Below are 19,052 nucleotides of genomic sequence, written 5' to 3'. Positions count from 1 at the left end.
GTCATCCGCTTCGGTCATCCGCGTCAGTCATCCGCTTCGGCGGGCTCACAGATCGGGCACGGGCCCAGTTCGCCGCTCCTCACCAGCTTCGCATCGACCGGTACGGCCTCGACCTTCCCGGCGACCAGCGGGCAGTCCGCCCGGTGCCAGAGGGTGCCGCCGGGCACCATCAGCAGGTCCCCGCTGACCGCGAGCGGCGCCGCGGCCGACGGTCCCGACTCCTCGGCGTCGACGGGCTCGGCGGCCACCAGAAGGCCGTACAGCTCGTCCACGCGCGCGGCGGCGAGCGCGCCCCGGCCGTGGGTCAGCAGCACCGACCCCGCGATGATCAGCGCGGCCCCGGGAACCGTGCAGGACGCGAGATACGGCAGCTGCCGCTCGGCGAACCGCTCGCCGGAGATGCCGTACCAGCCGATGACGCACAGCACCGAGCCGGCCGCGAGCGCGGCCCAGCCGGCCCAGAGGACGGGGTGCACGGTCCGCAGTCGGGCTGTCCGCATCGCTGGCTCCCACACGTCGGGGTTGTGCGCATGCATGCGCGTCGGGTCCACGCGCATCCGGTCCACGCACATCGGTTTCGGTGCATGTGCCTGTCCATGTCAGCCAATGGCTTGCACTATGCCTCCTGCAAGCTGACCCTGAAAGCACCGGGCGCACACGGCCCGGATCGACACCCGGTGGTGAGCCAGATGGTTCTCGGGAGCGACCTCAGGCGGAGCAACGCAGACGGGGGGCGTGGCCCACGGGCGGCGGGACGGGGGACCGCGCTGGCGGCGGCCCTGCTCCTCTTCCTCGCCCCGGCCCTCGCGGCCTGCAGCGACGACGAGGGAGGCGGCGGCAACGAGACACCGCCGACACCGACCGTCGAGCGGACGCAGACGTCACCGGCCGTGACGGCACCCGCGGACGCGGGGGCGGCCGAGACGGAGATCAAGCAGAACTGGGCGAAGTTCTTCGATCCGAAGACATCCCTAAAGGAAAAGCAGACCGTCCTGGAGAACGGCGAGCAGATGGCGCCGGTCCTGCAGGCGTTCAGCGGTGACGAGCGCGGCGGGCAGGTCCAGGCGAAGGTCTCCAAGGTCGAGTTCACCTCGCCGACCGAGGCGAACGTCACGTACGACCTGACGCTGAAGGGCGCGACCGCCCTGCCGAACGCCTCCGGAACCGCGGTCGAGCAGGACGGCACCTGGAAGGTGTCCGCCAAGACCCTGTGCGCGCTGGTCCAGATGAGCGGCAATGGGTCGCCGATCCCGGGGTGCTGAGGCGGCGATCGCCGTGATGGTGCTGGCTCTGAGTACGGCGTGCGGCAGCCGGCTGCCGGAGAGCGACTTCGAGCACCGCGACGGGGGCACTCCCACGGCGCCCGCCGGTGACCGCACGCCGGTCCGCGTCGGCATCATCACCAGCGCCACCAGCCCGGTCGGCGGCAACGCCTTCACCGGTCCGCGCGACGGCGCCAAGGCCTTCTTCGAGCGCCTCAACGCGCGCGGAGGCATCGGCGGCCGCCCCGTCGAGGTGCACGAGTGCGACGACGGCGGCAGCGGCGTCGGCAACAACGAGTGCGTGCACGAGCTGATCGACGAGGAGAAGGTGGTCGCCCTGGTCGCGACCACCGCCCTCGACTACGCGGGCGCCTCACGCGTCTCGCACGCGCGCGTGCCCGACATCGGCGGCCAGCCCATCGGGGCCGCCTACGACACCTACCCGCACCTCTACGGCATCTACGGCAGCCTCGCGCCCCGCAACGGCACGACCGGCTGGCACGGCAAGCAGTACGGCGGCACGGAGGTCTACCGCTACTTCAAGCGCGAGCACGGTGCCCGTACGGCCGCCGTCGTCTCGTACAACCAGCCAGCCTCCGCCGCCTACGCCCGGCTCGTCGAGCGGGGGCTCGAGGCCGAGGGCTACAAGGTCGTCACCGAGCAGGTCGACTTCGCGCTGCCCAACTTCCGCGCGGTGGCGGCCGACCTGAAGGAACAGGGCGCCGACCTCGTCTTCGACGCGATCGACACCCACGGCAACGCCCGGCTGTGCAAGGCGATGGACGACGTCGGTGCCCAGGTCACCGCCAAGGTGACGAACGTACAGAACTGGACGTCCACCGTCGCCGACGACTACAAGGACTCCCCGCGCTGCCGCAACGCCCTGTGGGCGACCGGCTCGTCCCGCAACTTCCAGGACACGGACCAGGACGCCGTACGGGAGTTCCGGGACGCCACGAAGGGTCTCGAGACGCACTCCCAGTGGCAGCTGGAGGGCTGGGCGGCGGCGATGTGGTTCACGGACGCGGCGAAGGCGTGCGCCGACGAGGGCATCACGCGCGCGTGCGTCGACGCCTTCATGAACCGCAGTCAGGGATACACCGCCGACGGCCTGCTGCTCCCGGTCGGGTTCGAGCGGCTGGCCGAGCCGCCGAAGAGCCGCCGGACCTGTCTGTCCGTAGCCCGCTGGAAGGACCGCGAGAGCTGGGTCTCCCAAGGAGAGATGAACACCACGTGCTTCACGGTCCCGCAGTTGTCGTACCAACCCTGACGGGCAACCAAAAGGCCGCCTCGCCAGTCCAACTGACGGAGCAGACCGCCGAGGGAGGAACCGCACCGTATGACGACGTCCCTGTCGCACACCGCACCACTGCGCGCCGACTGCATCGCGGATTCGGCCGGCGGACTGACCTTCGACGTCAGCGCGACGGGGGCGACCGATGAAGCACACCTGGTGCTGCGTCACCGCGAAGGCCACGAGGAGGTCAGCCTGCCCCTGACGCCGGCCGCTCACGGCCACCTCCGCGCCGCCCTGCCGAGCAGTGTCGCCCTGCCGGAGGGCCACTGGGACGCGTACGCGCGCGTGACGGAGGAGGAACCGCACCGCCTGGCACCGGGCGCCATGCAGGTGCACTCCCTCGCGTCCCGGGTCCCGTACGAGACCCGCCAGGGAAACCTGAGCGTCGAATGCCGCTTAACGACAACGCCGTTAACGGGCGCGGGGCAGTTTCGACATGCGGCTTCGCCGCGGGGCGCGACCAGCCACAATGGACCCGCACTCGCCCGCGAACCCGTACCCCCGAGCTATTAGGCGCTCCATGCTGGACACCTCCGCCAGACTCCTGCGGTTGCTCTCCCTCCTCCAGGCCCACCGCGAATGGTCAGGAGCCGCACTCGCCGAACGCCTCGGCGTCACCCCCCGCACCGTCCGCCGTGACGTGGACCGCCTGCGCGAGCTGGGCTACCCGGTCAACGCGAGCCCAGGAACAGGCGGCGGCTACCAGCTGGGAGCGGGTGCCGAGCTGCCGCCCCTGCTCCTGGACGACGACGAGGCCGTCGCAGTCGCCGTAGGCCTACGCACCGCCGCAGGCCAAGGCATCGAGGGCATCGGCGAGACCTCCGTACGGGCCCTCGCCAAGCTGGAGCAGGTCCTGCCGAACCGGCTCCGCCGCCGCGTCGGCGCCCTGAACGCCTTCACGGTGCCGATGCTGCGCGGCCCCCAGCCCTCCACCGTCGACCCGGCCGTGCTGACCGAGCTGGCCCACCTCTGCCGGGACGCCGAACGCCTGCGCTTCGAGTACCGCGACCACGAGGGCGCCCCCACCCGCCGGACGGTCGAACCGCACCGCCTGGTGTGCAGCGAGCGCCGCTGGTACCTGGTCGCGTGGGACCTGGACCGCGAGGACTGGCGTACGTTCCGCGTCGACCGGATCACACCCAAGCCTCCGCACGGGCCGCGCTTCACGCCGCGCACCCCGCCCGCCGAGGACCTCGCCGCCTACGTCTCCCGGGGCGTCTCCACGCGCGCGTACGCCTCACAGGCCGTCATCCGGCTGCTGGTGCCCCTGGAGGAGGCGGCCGGGAGCATCTCGCCCTCCGCCGGGCAGCTGGAGGCGGAGGGGCCCGACAGCTGCATCCTGCGCACCGGTGCCGGAAGCCTCGATGTGATGGTGATCCATGTGATGCTGATGGGCTTCGAGTTCGAGGTCGTGGAGCCGGAGGAGCTCATCGAGGCGATCAGGACGGCTCACGGCCGGCTTGCTCGCTCTTTGGCTCGGGCTGCGGAGCCTCCAGCGCGTGCTCGGGGTGGTGCAGGTCGAACGCCGGGGACTCCGAGCGGATCCGTGGCAGCGTCATGAAGTTGTGCCGTGGGGGCGGGCAGGACGTCGCCCACTCCAGGGAGCGGCCGTAGCCCCAGGGGTCGTCGACCTGGACCTTCTCGCCGTACCTGGCGGTCTTCCACACGTTGTAGAGGAACGGCAGCGTCGACAGGCCCAGCAGGAACGCGCCGATCGTCGAGACCGTGTTCAGCGCCGTGAAGCCGTCGGCGGCGAGATAGTCGGCGTACCGGCGCGGCATGCCCTCGGCGCCCAGCCAGTGCTGCACCAGGAACGTGGTGTGGAAGCCGGTGAACAGCGTCCAGAACTGGATCTTGCCGAGCCGCTCGTCGAGCATCTTCCCGGTGAACTTCGGCCACCAGAAGTAGAAGCCGGCGAAGATCGCGAAGACGACCGTGCCGAAGACGACGTAGTGGAAGTGCGCGACCACGAAGTACGAGTCGGTGACGTGGAAGTCCATCGGCGGTGACGCCAGGATCACCCCGGTCAGGCCGCCGAACAGGAACGTCACCAGGAAGCCCACCGACCACAGCATCGGCGTCTCGAACGACAGCGAGCCCTTGAGCATGGTGCCGGTCCAGTTGAAGAACTTCACGCCCGTCGGCACCGCGATCAGGAAGCTCATGAAGGAGAAGTACGGCAGCAGCACCGCGCCCGTCGCGAACATGTGGTGCGCCCACACCACCACCGACAGACCGGTGATCGCCATCGTCGCCGCGACCAGCGTCAGATAGCCGAACATCGGTTTGCGGGAGAAGACCGGGATGATCTCGCTGATGATGCCGAAGAACGGCAGCGCGATGATGTAGACCTCGGGGTGGCCGAAGAACCAGAACAGGTGCTGCCACAGGATCGCCCCGCCGTTGGCCGCGTCGAAGACCTGCGCGCCGAACCGCCGGTCCGCCTCCAGCACCAGCAGCGCCGCGGCGAGCACCGGGAACGCCATCAGGATCAGGATCGACGTGAACAGCGTGTTCCAGGTGAAGATCGGCATCCGGAACATCGTCATGCCGGGGGCGCGCATCCCGATGATCGTGGTGATGAAGTTGACCGCGCCGAGGATCGTGCCGAAGCCCGCCAGCGCGAGGCCCATGATCCACAGGTCGGGGCCGATGCCGGGGGAGCGCTCCATGCTGTTGAGCGGCGCGTAGGCGAACCAGCCGAAGGAGGCAGGCCCGTCCGGCACGATCAGCGAGCCCATGACGATCAGGCCGCCGAACAGGAACAGCCAGTACGAGAACATGTTGAGCCGGGGGAAGGCCACGTCCGGGGCGCCGATCTGCAGCGGCATCAGCTCGTTGGCGAAGCCCGCGAAGCTGGGGGTCGCGAAGAGCAGCAGCATGATCGTGCCGTGCATGGTGAACATCTGGTTGAACTGCTCGTTGGTCAGCAGCTGCAGCCCCGGCCGGGCCAGTTCGGCCCGCATCAGCAGTGCCATGACACCGCCGGCCAGGAAGAACACGAACGACGTGATCAGGTAGAGGTGCCCGATCTTCTTGTGGTCGGTGGTGGTCAGCCAGTCGACGACCACACGGCCGCCGGGCTCTTTCATCCGCATGGACCGTGCCGTCGCCCCTACGGTCTGCGTCCCCATCGCTCGCTCGCCCCTTCGCTCGTCGCGCCCCGGGCCCGCTGAAGCCCGCGCCGCACGCGCCGACGCGAGCTCACGCCATGATGCTCGCGTCGGCAGCGCTCCGACAGGGGGCGTGCGGAGGTTCTGTGTCGGGACCATGTATTTCCTGTGCGGAACCGGCTCCCGCGTCCCGCGCGCCCGCTGCGGCGACAGCCGATGACGCGCTGAGGGAAAAGGAGTCCGGGGGCAGTTCCCCGGGCACTTTTCCGCCGGTCTATTGACCGGGTCCTCGCGACACGCGGGAATTACGATCGAATGCCTGCAGAAGGCCTACGGAACCGCTCGTCCGTGTGACGAAGTGAAGCCGAAACGCGTGTCGTGATTCTGTGACAAAAGCGTGACGTCAGGGGGATACAGGGCCTAGCGTGGCGACATGGCACCCATTCCGAAACCCCCTGCCGAACCCAAGGACAGCCCGGACACCTATGTCGGACTCGCCGCCGACCGGGCCGAGCGGCTCGCCCGTGACCGAGGGTGGTCGACGGTGCGTTCGCTGCCGCCCGGGGCGATCATCACCATGGAGTACCGGAGCGGCCGCCTGAACTTCGAGGTCGAGGACGGCCAGGTGAAGCGGGCCTGGAAGGGCTGACAACGGGCGAAGGCCCCGGTTCCCGTCGAGGAACCGGGGCCTTCGCCCGTGCCGTGCGCAGGTGGTGTGCGTACCGACCCCGCTGTCGGGGAGGTCAGCCGCCAGTGAGCGGACGGGCCGCCGGGGCCGTGCCGCGGGTGATGCGGTCCGTGTGCGGCGGGCGGCGGCTGCCGGCCGGGGTGACCGGTGTGCGCTCCGCGCGGGTCGTGTGCGGGCCGGGCGCCAGATAGATGGGTGCCCGGGGCGAGCGCGGCGCGGGTGCCGCCTCGCGTGCGGCGACCTCCTCGTCGGCCGCCGCGGGGCGCGGCTTGAGCCGCACCGGTACTTCGACCGGGGCGGTCGGCGCCGGCAGGGCGCCGGTCCGGCGCTCGCGCCAGCGGTCGCGCAGGTCGAGGATCCAGACCTCGGAGCGGGCGATCAGCGGCTCGAACCACGGCAGGGCCAGCAGGATCAGCAGGCCGGCGGTCCAGCCGAGCACGACGTCGCTCAACCAGTGCGTACCGAGGTAGACGGTGGACAGTCCGACGCCCAGCGAGGTCACCGCCGACAGGGCCGACAGCCAGCGGCGCGCTCTCGGGGTCGAGGCCAGATAGGCCAGGATTCCCCAGGTCACCACGGCGTTGGCGGTGTGGCCGCTGGGAAATATATCGCCGCCCAGCCACATCTCGTTCGACCCGATGCTGGTCGCGTAGTGCGGTCCGAGGCGGCCCATGCCGATCTTGGCGGCACCGACGGTGATGTTCAGCAGGAGCAGCGAGACGCCGAGTGCGAGCAGCGGCCGCAGTGTGTGCTGCCGCCAGGAGCGCCAGCCCAGCCAGGCCGCGACCATCACGGCGGTCGGGCCGCGCTGGCCGAGCACCACGTAGTAGTCGACGAAGGCGTGGATCTCCGACCACTGCTGGTACGGCCGGAAGAACATGACCTGCCAGTCGAGGCGGACCAGCCACGAGGTGATGACGACGGCCCACACGATCGCCGCGTAGAAGGCCAGGGTCGCCGCGAACAGCACGACCCTGTGCCGACTCATCTTCGGCATCTCGATGTGGGCCGGTCGTTGCGGCTCACGGTCCAGCCTGGCGAACACCCGGTCCAGACGGGTGAGCTTCGGTTTGGTACGCACCCAATCGACGTTACAGCGAGTGAGCTCGGATCCCGGTCGATTCCACCGCTTTGTGATGACGATGTGATGTGGGATTCCTCTCAAAGAGTGGACCATTTCCGGCGACTTCATAATCGGTGGCGGTCACGCCCTTCAATTCCTTTGATCATTCCAGCGCATGGTTTTATGCGCTTTGTGAATTCGTTCACGAAAAGCTGGTTCTGAATTCTCCCGGCGCTCATCGGATGTACGCCGGTCGGTCACGGGGGACCGGAGCCGTTCAGCCAGAACGCCCCGTAGAGCGCCGACGCCCCCGCGATGAGCGCCAGCACCGCGGCCGACCTGCGTGTTCGCAGCCGGGCCAGGCCGAGGGCGGGCGGGAACAGCAGCGGGAAGGCGGGCAGCAGCAGGCGCGGTTTCGAGCCGAAGTAGCTCGACGCGCACAGGGCGAGCGCGGTGACGACCCCCGCGTACACCAGCAGCGCGAGCGGCTGGCGCTGCCGGACGCAGACCAGGTACAGCCACACCACGAGACCGACCCCGGCGAGCAGCGCGAGGCCCGCGAGCGCCGACGGAATCGACGTGAACTTGTCGGCGACGAAACGCGCGAAGGCGTAACCGCCGTCGAAGCCGTTGCGCCAGCCGGCCTGGACGTCGAGATAGCCGAGTGGGCCCCCGCCGGTGCGGTGGCCGACCCACAGCACATAACCGGCGGCCCCCAGGGGCGCCAGCAGCATGCCGAGGGCGCGCCGCGAGTCACGCGCGCGGTCGGCGGGCGCCGCCCTTCTGTCCCGCACGATCGAGGTGATCCCGGCCGCCCACACCGCCGCGACGACGGCGAGACCGACCGGACGCGTCAGACCGGCCAGCAGGGCCAGGGTGCCCGCCGTCAGCCAGCGCCCGGTCAGGACCGCGTACAGCGACCAGGCCGCCAGCGCCGTGAACAGCGACTCGCTGTACGCCATCGACTGCACGATCCCGACCGGCAGCACCGCCCACAGCAGCACCGCACAGACCCCGGCCCGGCGGCCGTACACATGATCGGCGACCGCGAAGATCCCCCAGGCCGCGGCGAGCGAGGCGAGCAGGGAGACCAGGAAGCCGGCGTCGGCGTACGACAGCGGGGTCACCGCCGCGACCAGCCGCTCCAGCCAGGGCAGCAGCGGGAAGAAGGCGAGGTTGGAGTGCACGTCGCCGTTCGGCAGCCGCACCTCGTAGCCGTACCCCAGCTCGGCGACCCGCGTGTACCACAGCGCGTCCCAGCGGGCGGTCAGCAGCGTGTACGCGCTTTTGCCGGACCCCGCGCTCCACAGGGCCAGCGTGAGCAGCCCCAGGCCGCGCACGGCCGCGTATCCGAGGAGGGCGGGGGCCGCGCGGGTCAGGGCCGAGGGGGCCACGCGCGTAGAGAGGTCGGTCACGGGCCCGATTATCGACCTGGCGGGGAACCGGGCGGGCACGCTCGGGCGTGCTGCCCCGGGGGAGGGGAGTGGTGTACGCCACACCTGTTCCGCTGGGAGTGTGAGAGGTCCGCCACTCGGCACCGCCGCGGACTCGCGTACCCTGACGATTCACTCGCTTCGTTGCGCGGGCCGGAGACCACCGCTCCTCTCCGGCCGAGTCACGGGGAGTCCCCACCCCGTGAGCCCGCCGGGGCGAGGGAACATCTGGGAGGTACGTACATGTCCGGTCCGACCACGGCTGCCGCTGCGCTGCGCCGTCGGGCGGCCGGGGCCGGTGCCAACCGCTGGGTCGTCCTCGTCGTCCTGTGCGTCAGCCTGCTCCTCGTCGCCGTCGACGCGACCGTTCTGCATGTCGCGGTACCCGCCGTCACCGAGGACCTCAGGCCCGGCGCGATAGAACTGCTCTGGATCGTCGACGTCTACCCGCTGGTCTGCGCCTCGCTGCTGATCCTCTTCGGCACGCTCGGTGACCGAGTGGGCCGCAGACGGATTCTGCTGCTCGGATACGGCCTCTTCGGCCTCGCCTCCGGTCTCGCGGCCCTCGCGCACGACCCGCAGGTGCTGATCCTGGCCCGTGCCCTGCTCGGCGTCGGCGGCGCGATGATCATGCCCGCGACGCTGTCGATCCTGCGCCAGGTCTTCCCGGACCGACGTGAGCGTGCCCTGGCGATCGGTATCTGGAGCGCGGTGGCCGCGGTCGGCGCGGCGGTCGGACCGCTGCTCGGCGGCTTCCTCCTGGAGCACTTCTGGTGGGGCTCGGTCTTCCTCGTCAACATCCCGCTGATGCTGGTCAGCCTCCCGGTGGGACGGCTGCTGCTGCCCGAGTCCAAGGGCGACGGGCGGGGCCCCTGGGACGTGGTCGGCGCGCTGCTGGCGGCGGGCGGCCTGTTCGGTGTGGTGCTCGGTGTGAAGCGGCTCGGTGGCGGGGAGCCACCGGCCAGCCTGTTCACCCTGGTGCCGCTGGTGGCCGGCGCGGCGCTGCTGGTGCTCTTCGTGCGACGGCAGCGGCGCCGGGAGTATCCGCTGGTGGACCTCAGGATGTTCGCGCGACCGGCGTTCAGTACGTCCGTCGGGTGCATCGTGCTGGCCATGCTCGCGCTGGTGGGGCTCGAACTGATCGCGGCGCAGTATCTGCAGCTGGTGCTGGGGCTGTCGCCGCTGGAGACGGGGCTGCGGCTGCTGCCCCTGACCTTCGCCGCGATGGCGGCGGGGCTGGTGGGCGCGCGGATGCTGCGGCGGTTCGGGCCGCGGCGGATGGTGTGCGCCGGGTTCGTTCTGACGGCCGTCGCGGTGCTGCTGCTGACGGCGATGGGCGGCGAGGACAATCCCGGGCTGCTGCTGTTCGGGTTCGTACTGCTGGGCTTCGGGCTGGAGACGACGCTCTTCGGGGCGTACGAGTCGATGCTGAGCGAGGCTCCGCAGGAACAGGCCGGCGGGGCGGCGGCGATCGGGGAGACGTCGTACCAGCTGGGCGCCGGGATCGGGATCGCGCTGCTGGGCAGCGTGATGAACGCGGCGTATGCCCCCGGGCTGGCGAGCGTGTCGGGTGTGCCGGCATCGGCCTCTGCGGCTGCCTCGCACTCGCTGGGGGAGGCATACGAGGTTGCTGCGCAGCTGGGCGGGTCTGCGGGGGTGGCCCTGCAGCGGGCGGCTCGGGACTGTTTCGTGCACGGGCTGCATGTGACGCTGCTGGTCAGTGCGGGGTTGTTGCTGCTGGGTGCGGTGATGGCGTTGCGGTTGCCGCGGGTCATGCAGTGTGAGGAAGCTGCCGTGGAGGCAGAGATTCCCGCGCCTCGCGAAGTCGTGGAGTCCCGCGTCTCCGCTTGACCAAGCCTTCTCCCACCCACGCACCACCCGTTTCCAGTTCGTTGATGGGTGGACGTCTCCTGTGGGGGTCCATCGCCGTCGGCGGCTTGCGGTCCGTGGACAGTCGGCTGACGTCCGTTGACGGCGGGCCGTCGTTCGTGGGTAGCGGGCCGGCGTCTGCCTCGCGGTGAGTCGGCGTCCGCTGCCGGCGGGCGGGTGTCCGCCTCGCGGTGAGCCGGTGTGCATGGTCGGCAGGCCGGCCTGCATTGGCGGCGGTTCGTCGTCCGCTGTGGCGGGTCGTCGGGCGAGGAGCGTGGGCGGGTGTGTGGGAAGTTCTACTGGACGTGCGGGACACTCCGTCGTAGCGTCTGCCCCAGAGTCCTAACTAGCGGTGCTAGTTTTAATCGTCGCCGGAGGGTGGTCCATGTCCGCGTCCTCGAAGTTGCCCCCGTTCGACCCCGCCGACCCCCTCGGCATCGACGACCTCCTGGAGCCCGAGGACCTGGCGATCCGGGGCACCGTGCGGGAGTGGGCGGCGGATCGGGTCGTGCCGTATGTCGCCGAGTGGTACGAGAAGGGCGAGCTGCCCCAGATCCGTGAGCTTGCCCGGGAGCTCGGGGAGATCGGTGCCCTCGGGATGTCCCTCGACGGGTACGGGTGTGCGGGTGCCTCCGCCGTGCAGTACGGGCTCGCCTGTCTGGAGCTGGAGGCCGCCGACTCCGGGATCCGGTCCCTGGTCTCCGTGCAGGGCTCTCTTGCCATGTACGCCATTCACCGGTTCGGCAGCGAGGAGCAGAAGCAGCAGTGGCTGCCGCGTATGGCCGCCGGTGAGGTCATCGGGTGCTTCGGGCTGACCGAGCCCGATCACGGGTCCGACCCGGCCTCGATGCGGACGTCCGCCAAGCGGGACGGCTCCGACTGGATCCTCAACGGGCGGAAGATGTGGATCACCAACGGCTCCGTCGCCGGGGTGGCCGTGGTGTGGGCGCAGACGGAGGAGGGGATCCGCGGGTTCGTCGTGCCGACCGACAGCGCCGGGTTCTCCGCCCCGGAGATCAAGCACAAGCTGTCGCTGCGCGCCTCCGTCACCAGTGAGCTCGTGCTCGACGACGTACGGCTGCCCGCCGATGCCGTGCTGCCCGAGGTCGTCGGGCTCAAGGGGCCGCTCAGCTGTCTGTCGCACGCCCGGTACGGGATCGTGTGGGGCGCCATGGGTGCGGCGCGGTCGTGCTTCGAGGCCGCCGTCGACTACGCGAAGACGCGGGAGCAGTTCGGCCGGCCGATCGGTGGCTTCCAGCTCACCCAGGCCAAACTCGCCGACATGGCGCTCGAACTGCACAAGGGGATTCTGCTCGCCCACCACCTGGGGCGGCGCATGGACGCCGGCCGCCTGCGTCCCGAGCAGGTCAGCTTCGGTAAGCTCAACAACGTCCGCGAGGCCATCGACATCTGCCGTACGGCGCGGACCATCCTCGGTGCCAACGGGATCTCGCTCGAATACCCCGTCATGCGGCACGCGACCAACCTCGAATCGGTGCTCACCTACGAGGGCACCGTCGAGATGCACCAGCTCGTGCTGGGCAAGGCGCTCACCGGACTCGACGCGTTCCGGTAGAGCCCGCGCGGGAGGCAGGGCCGGTGAGCGGCCCTGCCTCAGCTCTGGTTGTAGAAGCCGTCCTCGCGGTGCGGCGCCCGCTCGCCGCTGATGATCTCCGTGTCGGCCGGGGTCAGCAGGAACACCCGGTTGGACACGCGGTCGATCGAGCCGCGCAGGCCGAAGATGAGCCCCGCCGCGAAGTCGACGACGCGCTTGGCGTCGGCGGGCTCCATGGCCGTGAGGTTCATGATGACCGGGACCCCGTCCCGGAACAGCTCGCCGATGGCGCGGGCGTCCCGGAAGCTGTCCGGGGTGACCGTGCCGATACGGCGGCCCTTCTCCTCGGCGACGTCCGAGGCCACCTTGACCCGCGGGTCCGTGACCCAGGCGTCCCCGGGCTCGGTCCCTTCGGAGTAGTCGTCGTCGTAGTAACGCTCGTCATCGTTGTCGTCAACGAGGCCCAGCCAGGCACTCGCCTTGCGCACCGATCCCATGGACGCCTCCTCTCACAGCGGTCTTTCTTCTCTTCCGCATCCCTATGGTCATCCATGATGCGGACGTCGTGCCAAGTGGATAGACGCCGCGCGGGGGGTTTGTGACGGTACTGGTGCACAGCCGATCCGTCGAGAGCCCGTGTCCCCCAAGGGGCATGCCACGTACGGCTGCTGACTGTGAGTGAAATATGATTCTTCGCGGCGTATGGGTGAGACGGGGTGCGTACGGGTGAACGCGGCAGCGGTCGCGATCGGCGCTCCGGTCGGTACGATGCGGCAGCTCAGCGTCGCAGGAACGTCGTAAGAACCTCGGGGGGACGTCGTGTTCGGAATCGTCAGGCCCTGTCGCCATCGGCTCGGAGAGAAGCTCGCCGGCCAGTGGATGGCGCATTTGTGCGGGTTGTGCCTCTCGTTGCGCGGGGACCACGGTCAGTTCGCCCGGATCGTGACGAACTACGACGGGCTCCTCATCTCGGTTCTGACGGAGGCTCAGGCCGAGCAGACCAGTGGACTGCGGCGTACGGCGGGGCCGTGTGCGTTGCGCGGGATGCGCACCGCGTCCGTCGCGCAGGGGGAGGGCGCTCGGCTCGCCGCCGCCGTCTCGCTGGTGCTCGCCTCGGCCAAGGTGCGCGACCATGTGGCCGACGGGGACGGGCTGCTGGCCCGCAAGCCGGTGGCGCTGGCCGCGCGCCGGGTGGCCGCGGGCTGGGGCGCGGCGGGTGCCCGTACCGGATCGGCCGTCGGCTTCGACACCGCCGTACTGGTCGACGCGGTGGACCGGCAGGTCGGCATCGAGGCGCTGGCCGGGCCCGGGACGCCGATCCTCGCCGTCACCGAACCGACCGAGACGGCCACCGCCGCCGCCTTCGCCCACACCGCGATCCTGGCCGGACGGCCGCACAACGCCGGGCCGCTCGCCGAGGCCGGGCGCCTCTTCGGACGGCTGGCGCATCTCCTGGACGCCGTGGAGGACCGGGCCGCTGACGCCGCGTCGGGTGCGTGGAACCCGCTGACGGCCACCGGGACCTCGCTCGCCGAGGCGCGGCGGCTCGCCGACGACGCCGTGCACGGAGTGCGGTTGGCGCTGCGGGAAGTCGAGTTCACCGATGCCTCTCTCGCCCATCTGCTGCTGGTGCACGAGCTGCGGCGCTCGGTGGACCGGGCGTTCGGCACGGTGCCGATGTGTGCGTCGCATCAGCCCGGCCCCTATGGGCAGCAGCCGCAGCAGGGGCCGTACGGGGCGCCGCCGAATCCGTATGCCGGGGGCGGGAATCCGTACGCCGGCGGGAACCCGTACGCGGGCGGCGGGAGCGCGCCCGGCGGCGGTGCCGGTGGCTTCGGCGGAGGCGACTTCGGCGGTTTCGGCGGCGGACCGGCCCCGCAGCCGCCGAAGGGGCGGCGTGGATTCTGGGCCGGCTGCGGGATGTTCTGGCTGCTGTGCTGCACCTGCAAGCTGTGCTGTGCCAAGGAGTACGAGGGGCCGTGGTCCCGCAAGAAGCGCGAGGGCTGCTGCCGGGACTGCGACTGCGACGGCTGCGACTGCTGCTGCCCCTGCGACGGCTGCTGAGCCGCGCCCCCGGCTGAGGTCCGGCCGACCCGGCGACTGTCCGGAGGGGCGACTTCCGGACATCCCCGGTGCGTCGAAGGCCGATGGCTGACGGGGGCAAAGGCAGCCAAGTTTCCTGGATCGTTCAAAGGTTGACGGCCGAAAGGCGCCCTTGCGGCTACCCGACGTCCGGCCGAATACTCCCCCCAGCGCTTGTCAGGAGCACGGCGTGTCCGGAATCCGGGCACACGGCCCGCTGACTGCGCCTCACGGGCCCCGACCCCACGCGGGCCCCCGACTTCCCTTGGAGGGAACGAAAAGTGAGGATCAAGCGCACCACTCCCCGCAGCGGCATTGCGAGACGGACCCGGCTGACCGCCGTATCCACCGGCCTCGTGGCCGCCGCAGCGATCGCGATCCCCAACGCGAACGCAGCCGACACCCCCGGCACCTTCAGCGCCGCCGAGCTCAAGAGCGCCAGCGGCTCCGTGCTGAAGGCCGACATCCCGGGCACCGCCTGGGCCGTCGACAGCAGGACCAACCGTGTCGTCGTCACCGTCGACAGCACGGTCTCCCAGGCCGAGGTCAACAAGATCAAGGAGCAGGCGGGCAGCAACGCCGACGCGCTCACGATCAAGCGGACCTCGGGCAAGTTCCAGAAGTACATCTCAGGCGGCGACGCCATCTATGCGAGTAGCTGGCGCTGCTCTCTCGGCTTCAACGTGCGGGACAGCGCGGGCAACTACTACTTCCTGACCGCCGGTCACTGCACCGACGGCGCGGGTACGTGGTACTCCAACTCCGGCCGTACCACCGTTCTCGGATCGACGGCGGGCTCCAGCTTCCCGACCAACGACTACGGCATCGTGCGCTACACGAACTCGTCGGTCACCAAGTCGGGCACCGTGGGCAGCGTCGACATCACCAGCGCCGCCACCCCGAGCGTGGGCACCACGGTCTACCGCCGCGGCTCCACCACCGGCACGCACAGCGGCCGGGTCACCGCGCTCAACGCCACCGTCAACTACGGCGGTGGTGACATCGTCTACGGCATGATCCAGACCACGGTCTGCGCCGAGCCCGGCGACTCCGGTGGCCCGCTCTACTCCAACAGCGGTATCGCCTACGGTCTCACCTCCGGCGGCAGCGGCAACTGCAGCTCCGGTGGCACGACCTTCTTCCAGCCGGTCACGGAGGCCCTCAGTGCCTACGGTGTCAGCGTCTACTGACGTTCACGCCGGACGGCACCATCTGATGGCCTGATCCGCAGCCGCCAGCACGCGGGCCCCCGCACGCACCGCCGTGCGGGGGCCCGCCTTTGTCAGCGCCGCGGCGGTGTCGCGCAGAGCCAGTCCAGTACGGCGGGCACGGCCTCCAGCGCCCCGAAGTGGCCCGCGTCCGGCTCCAGGACGGGACGGGCGCGGGGGATGCGGTCCGCGAGCCACTTGAAGTGGCCCACCGGCGAGAACGTGTCCAGGGCACCGTGCCACAGCAGGACCGGCCGGGTGACGGTGGCCGGGTCGAAGCCCCAGCCGCTCAGCAGGGCGAGGGTGTCGTCGAGCCAGCCGTACGCCGACGTGCGCAGCGCCTCACGGTAGGTGCGCAGCAGCGTCTCGCCGACGGCCGGCGCGGAGACGATCCGCCGGTCGGCATCGGTGAGCCCGTCGCGGACGGACACCAGCAGTTGTGCGGGATCCCTGCGGATGGCGGCGGCGCGGGCGGCCAGCCGGCCGGCGAAGCCGAGCGGGTCGGTGAGCGCCCGGGTGTACTCCTCGACGTTGGACTCGGCCATCCCGTCGAACCAGCTCAGCCCCTCCGCGTCCGGCGGTGCGGGGGAGACGAGCGCCGCCGCCCGCCGTACCCGCGCCGGCAGCAGCGCGGCGCAGGCCAGCGCGTGCGGGGCGCCGCCCGAGCGGCCGAGGACGGCGAACCGGTCGAGCCCGAGGGCGTCCGCCAGTTCCGCCACGTCACGGGCGGCGTCGGCCACCCTGCGGCCCGGCAGGCGGTCCGAACCGCCGTAACCGGGGCGGTCGTAGGCGATGAACCGTACCGCCGGGTGCGCGGCCAGGACGTGCTCGGGCACCTCCCCGAGCCGGCAGCCGGGGGTGCCGTGCAGCAGCACCACCGGCGTGCCGTCCGGGTCGCCCCGCTCCTCGACCGCCAGCCATCGCCCGTCCCGCATCCGCACGCCGTCGACCACCTGCGTCCTCCGTCTCCCCAACGCGAACATCCCGGAGTTACCGTCGAAGTACACACCTGGTGCGCCTCATTCGGGACCCTGGGGGGTCGTCATGGTCGGGGAACTGGTGGCGGTGGGAGTGACGCTCGCGTCCGCCGGAGCGGTGTATGTGGCGGCGGCGGCGCGAGTCATCAAACAGTACGAGCGGGGGGTGGTGTTCCGGCTCGGGAAGCTTCGCTCGCAGGTGCGCGGGCCCGGGTTCACCATGATCGTTCCGGGCGTCGACAAGATGCGCAAGGTGAACATGCAGATCGTGACGATGCCCGTGCCCGCGCAGGAGGGCATCACCCGGGACAACGTCACCGTGCGGGTCGACGCCGTCGTCTACTTCAAGGTGACCTCGCCGGCCGAGGCGGTCGTGCGGGTGGAGGACTACCGGTTCGCGGTCTCACAGATGGCGCAGACGTCGCTGCGGTCCATCATCGGCAAGAGTGAGCTCGATGACTTGTTGTCCAATCGCGAAAAGCTCAACCAGGGACTGGAGTTGATGATCGACAGCCCGGCTGTCGAGTGGGGCGTGACGATCGACCGGGTGGACATCAAGGATGTGTCGCTGCCCGAGACCATGAAGCGGTCGATGGCGCGGCAGGCGGAGGCCGACCGGGAGCGGCGGGCGCGGCTGATCAACGCCGACGCCGAGTTCCAGGCCTCGAAGAAGCTGGCGGAAGCCGCTCATCAGATGGCCGATACGCCTGCGGCCCTTCAGCTTCGGCTGCTGCAGACGGTGATGGCGGTGGCGGCCGAGAAGAACTCCACCTTGGTGCTGCCGATTCCGGTGGAATTGTTGCGGTTCCTGGAGAAGGGGGCGCAGGTCGCGGCCCCTGGGCAGGGTGAACGCCCGCCCCTTGAGGTCCGCTTGGATTCGGAGTCCGGAGGGTCGAATTCAAGACAGGAGTAGACCTTACGCGTTGCTTATGGTTCGCTCGCTTGCGGTGTTTGCTGCGTGAAGGGAGCGGTGTGACTGTGCACGGTCAAGACGGGAGGGGGCGTGCGGCCGTGTTCTACGCGCGTCCGGAAGTCGACCTTGTGCGCTCCCTGTTGACGCAGGAATAGTGAACGTTGTTCAACCGGCGCGGGTGCGGCTTTTGTTGTGTTTCGCCCCTGTTGCCGTACGCCTTCCGGTTCGTGAGGTCCCCACAACCTCTCGGGCCGACCCCCCACAGGAGGACGTGAGTTGAAGCACCGACGCATACCCAAGCGGCGTGCAGCCCTGGCAGGTGCGGGCATCGCCGCACTGGTGGCCGCGGGAGTGACCTTCCAGACTGCGAACGCGAGTGAGACGCCTGAGGCGTCCGCGCCCCAGACGCTGTCGATCGGCGCGGCCGGAAAGCTCGCCTCGACGCTCGCCAGAGACCTCGGCGCCGATGCCGCGGGTACCTACTACGACGCGCAGACCAAGAACCTTGTCGTGAACGTCCTCGACCAGGCCGCCGCCGACGCCGTCGAGGCGGCCGGTGCCAAGGCCCGGGTCGTCGAGAACTCGCTCGCCGAGCTGAAGAGCGCGCGGACCACGCTGAAGCAGGACGCGACCATTCCGGGCACCTCCTGGGTGACGGACCCGACGACCAACAAGATCGTCGTGACCGCCGACCGTACGGTGTCCGATGCCGAGTGGGCCAAGCTCGGCAAGGTGGTCGACGGGCTGGGCGCCACGACCGAACTCCAGCGGACGAAGGGGGAGTTCAAGCCCTTCATCGCGGGCGGTGACGCGATCACCGGTGGCAGCGGGCGTTGCTCGCTCGGCTTCAACGTGGTCAAGGGCGGCCAGCCCTTCTTCCTGACCGCCGGGCACTGCACCGAGTCCATCTCCACCTGGTCGGACTCCAGCGGCAAGGAGATCGGCGCCAACGAGACGTCCAGCTTCCCGGACAACGACTTCGGGCTGGTCAAGTACACCTCGGAGGTCGACCACCCGAGCGAGGTCAACCTCTACAACGGCTCCACGCAGAAGATCACGGGGGCGGCCGAGGCCACCGTCGGCATGGCGGTCACCCGCAGTGGGTCGACCACGCAGGTGCACGACGGCAAGGTGACCGGGCTGGACGCCACCGTGAACTACGGCAACGGTGACATCGTCAACGGGCTGATCCAGACCGACGTCTGCGCCGAGCCGGGTGACAGTGGCGGGTCGCTGTTCTCCGGGGACAAGGCGATCGGGCTGACCTCCGGGGGCAGCGGTGACTGCACCTCCGGTGGGGAGACGTTCTTCCAGCCGGTGACCGAGGCGCTGTCGGCGACGGGGACCGAGATCGGCTGACGGTTCGTCGCCTGGTTCGCTTGGTTCGTTTGTGAAGTCCCGCCCCTGTGCGTGGGGGCGGGGCTTTGCGTGTTTGGTGCGGGTTGTGGCGTGTATGCCTGCGGCGGCCTGTGTCGCTGAGTGGGGGTGCGCGTAGCGCCTGCGGGCGGTGGGGGGGCGGGGCCGGGGGCGCGGGGGGGGGGGGGGACGCCGACGGGGCGGGCGGCGACGAAATCTACATGTGGTGTATAACC

Annotated in this window: 16 protein-coding genes and 1 pseudogene; 11 read left to right on the top strand and 6 right to left on the bottom strand. The window is 70.2% G+C overall.

What is annotated here, in order from left to right; translation table 11 throughout:
• Positions 1–23: 23 nt before the first annotated feature.
• Positions 24–500 carry a hypothetical protein gene (locus ACIBU0_RS36910; RefSeq protein ID WP_398827471.1) on the bottom strand — a complete coding sequence of 159 codons (477 nt, stop codon included), beginning with the start codon at positions 498–500 and terminating at the stop codon, positions 24–26.
• A gap of 189 nt (positions 501–689) precedes the next feature.
• On the opposite strand from ACIBU0_RS36910, the gene ACIBU0_RS36905 reads away from it, so the two are divergent.
• The 4 genes from ACIBU0_RS36905 (at position 690) to ACIBU0_RS36890 (ending at position 4,120) form a co-directional block, all read left to right on the top strand.
• On the top strand, positions 690–1,262 hold the full coding sequence (locus tag ACIBU0_RS36905) for a hypothetical protein (RefSeq protein ID WP_398827469.1): 573 nt from the start codon (positions 690–692) through the stop codon (positions 1,260–1,262).
• Positions 1,237–2,532, top strand: coding sequence for an ABC transporter substrate-binding protein (locus ACIBU0_RS36900; RefSeq protein ID WP_398827467.1), 1,296 nt, complete (start codon positions 1,237–1,239; stop codon positions 2,530–2,532). Before ACIBU0_RS36905 ends, ACIBU0_RS36900 begins: the two co-directional genes overlap by 26 nt.
• A gap of 69 nt (positions 2,533–2,601) precedes the next feature.
• Complete coding sequence (locus ACIBU0_RS36895; RefSeq protein WP_398827465.1) at positions 2,602–3,072, top strand: hypothetical protein; 471 nt, start codon at positions 2,602–2,604, stop codon at positions 3,070–3,072.
• A 7-nt stretch (positions 3,073–3,079) separates the two neighbouring features.
• On the top strand, positions 3,080–4,120 hold the full coding sequence (locus ACIBU0_RS36890; protein WP_398827463.1) for a helix-turn-helix transcriptional regulator: 1,041 nt from the start codon (positions 3,080–3,082) through the stop codon (positions 4,118–4,120).
• A gap of 43 nt (positions 4,121–4,163) precedes the next feature.
• Here the strand turns inward: ACIBU0_RS36890 and ctaD are convergent.
• Positions 4,164–5,651, bottom strand: a pseudogene (ctaD, locus tag ACIBU0_RS36885) (cytochrome c oxidase subunit I); the annotation flags it as partial.
• Positions 5,652–6,105: 454 nt separating this feature from the next.
• On the opposite strand from ctaD, the gene ACIBU0_RS36880 reads away from it, so the two are divergent.
• A complete protein-coding gene (locus ACIBU0_RS36880) occupies positions 6,106–6,321 on the top strand; it encodes an I78 family peptidase inhibitor (protein WP_398827462.1) in 216 nt (71 codons plus the stop codon).
• Between the two features lie 94 nt (positions 6,322–6,415).
• Here the strand turns inward: ACIBU0_RS36880 and ACIBU0_RS36875 are convergent, their stop codons facing one another.
• Positions 6,416–7,441: a phosphatase PAP2 family protein gene (locus ACIBU0_RS36875; protein WP_398827460.1), complete on the bottom strand. Its 1,026-nt coding sequence runs from the start codon at positions 7,439–7,441 to the stop codon at positions 6,416–6,418.
• Positions 7,442–7,680: 239 nt separating this feature from the next.
• Positions 7,681–8,838, bottom strand: coding sequence for a mannosyltransferase family protein (locus ACIBU0_RS36870; protein ID WP_398827458.1), 1,158 nt, complete (start codon positions 8,836–8,838; stop codon positions 7,681–7,683).
• Positions 8,839–9,099: 261 nt separating this feature from the next.
• On the opposite strand from ACIBU0_RS36870, the gene ACIBU0_RS36865 reads away from it, so the two are divergent.
• Both ACIBU0_RS36865 and ACIBU0_RS36860 read left to right on the top strand, forming a co-directional pair.
• Positions 9,100–10,707, top strand: coding sequence for an MFS transporter (locus tag ACIBU0_RS36865; protein WP_398827456.1), 1,608 nt, complete (start codon positions 9,100–9,102; stop codon positions 10,705–10,707).
• Between the two features lie 403 nt (positions 10,708–11,110).
• Positions 11,111–12,301, top strand: coding sequence for an acyl-CoA dehydrogenase family protein (locus ACIBU0_RS36860; RefSeq protein WP_398827454.1), 1,191 nt, complete (start codon positions 11,111–11,113; stop codon positions 12,299–12,301).
• 38 nt (positions 12,302–12,339) lie between these two features.
• Here ACIBU0_RS36860 and ACIBU0_RS36855 read toward each other — a convergent pair whose 3' ends face one another.
• On the bottom strand, positions 12,340–12,777 hold the full coding sequence (locus tag ACIBU0_RS36855; RefSeq protein ID WP_031486205.1) for a cell division protein SepF: 438 nt from the start codon (positions 12,775–12,777) through the stop codon (positions 12,340–12,342).
• 322 nt (positions 12,778–13,099) lie between these two features.
• On the opposite strand from ACIBU0_RS36855, the gene ACIBU0_RS36850 reads away from it, so the two are divergent.
• Positions 13,100–14,344, top strand: coding sequence for a DUF5685 family protein (locus tag ACIBU0_RS36850; RefSeq protein WP_398827452.1), 1,245 nt, complete (start codon positions 13,100–13,102; stop codon positions 14,342–14,344).
• A gap of 299 nt (positions 14,345–14,643) precedes the next feature.
• A complete protein-coding gene (locus ACIBU0_RS36845; RefSeq protein ID WP_398827450.1) occupies positions 14,644–15,552 on the top strand; it encodes a S1 family peptidase in 909 nt (302 codons plus the stop codon).
• 92 nt (positions 15,553–15,644) lie between these two features.
• Here the strand turns inward: ACIBU0_RS36845 and ACIBU0_RS36840 are convergent, their stop codons facing one another.
• Positions 15,645–16,523 (bottom strand): alpha/beta fold hydrolase, encoded by an 879-nt coding sequence (locus tag ACIBU0_RS36840; protein WP_398827449.1) that lies wholly within the window; start codon positions 16,521–16,523, stop codon positions 15,645–15,647.
• Between the two features lie 91 nt (positions 16,524–16,614).
• Between ACIBU0_RS36840 and ACIBU0_RS36835 the strand changes: the two genes are divergently transcribed.
• Together ACIBU0_RS36835 and ACIBU0_RS36830 are read left to right on the top strand one after the other, a co-directional pair.
• Positions 16,615–17,460 carry a slipin family protein gene (locus ACIBU0_RS36835; RefSeq protein WP_398827447.1) on the top strand — a complete coding sequence of 282 codons (846 nt, stop codon included), beginning with the start codon at positions 16,615–16,617 and terminating at the stop codon, positions 17,458–17,460.
• Positions 17,461–17,736: 276 nt separating this feature from the next.
• Complete coding sequence (locus ACIBU0_RS36830; protein ID WP_398827445.1) at positions 17,737–18,819, top strand: S1 family peptidase; 1,083 nt, start codon at positions 17,737–17,739, stop codon at positions 18,817–18,819.
• The last annotated feature ends 233 nt before the right edge of the window (positions 18,820–19,052 follow it).

Source organism: Streptomyces sp. NPDC049627, assembly GCF_044465645.1.
Classification (GTDB): Bacteria; Actinomycetota; Actinomycetes; order Streptomycetales; family Streptomycetaceae; genus Streptomyces.
The sequence above is the reverse complement of the archived record's forward strand: the minus strand, read 5'-3'. Positions and strand labels throughout refer to the sequence as shown.

Coding starts and splice junctions, on each gene's coding strand:
- ACIBU0_RS36865 (WP_398827456.1), top strand. CDS start 9,100: ATGTCCGGTCCGACCACGGCTGCCGCTGCGCTGCGCCGTCGGGCGGCC.
- ACIBU0_RS36900 (WP_398827467.1), top strand. CDS start 1,237: ATGGGTCGCCGATCCCGGGGTGCTGAGGCGGCGATCGCCGTGATGGTG.
- ACIBU0_RS36910 (WP_398827471.1), bottom strand. CDS start 500: ATGCGGACAGCCCGACTGCGGACCGTGCACCCCGTCCTCTGGGCCGGC.
- ACIBU0_RS36890 (WP_398827463.1), top strand. CDS start 3,080: ATGCTGGACACCTCCGCCAGACTCCTGCGGTTGCTCTCCCTCCTCCAG.
- ACIBU0_RS36855 (WP_031486205.1), bottom strand. CDS start 12,777: ATGGGATCGGTGCGCAAGGCGAGTGCCTGGCTGGGCCTCGTTGACGAC.
- ACIBU0_RS36835 (WP_398827447.1), top strand. CDS start 16,615: ATGGTCGGGGAACTGGTGGCGGTGGGAGTGACGCTCGCGTCCGCCGGA.
- ACIBU0_RS36895 (WP_398827465.1), top strand. CDS start 2,602: ATGACGACGTCCCTGTCGCACACCGCACCACTGCGCGCCGACTGCATC.
- ACIBU0_RS36860 (WP_398827454.1), top strand. CDS start 11,111: ATGTCCGCGTCCTCGAAGTTGCCCCCGTTCGACCCCGCCGACCCCCTC.
- ACIBU0_RS36905 (WP_398827469.1), top strand. CDS start 690: ATGGTTCTCGGGAGCGACCTCAGGCGGAGCAACGCAGACGGGGGGCGT.
- ACIBU0_RS36880 (WP_398827462.1), top strand. CDS start 6,106: ATGGCACCCATTCCGAAACCCCCTGCCGAACCCAAGGACAGCCCGGAC.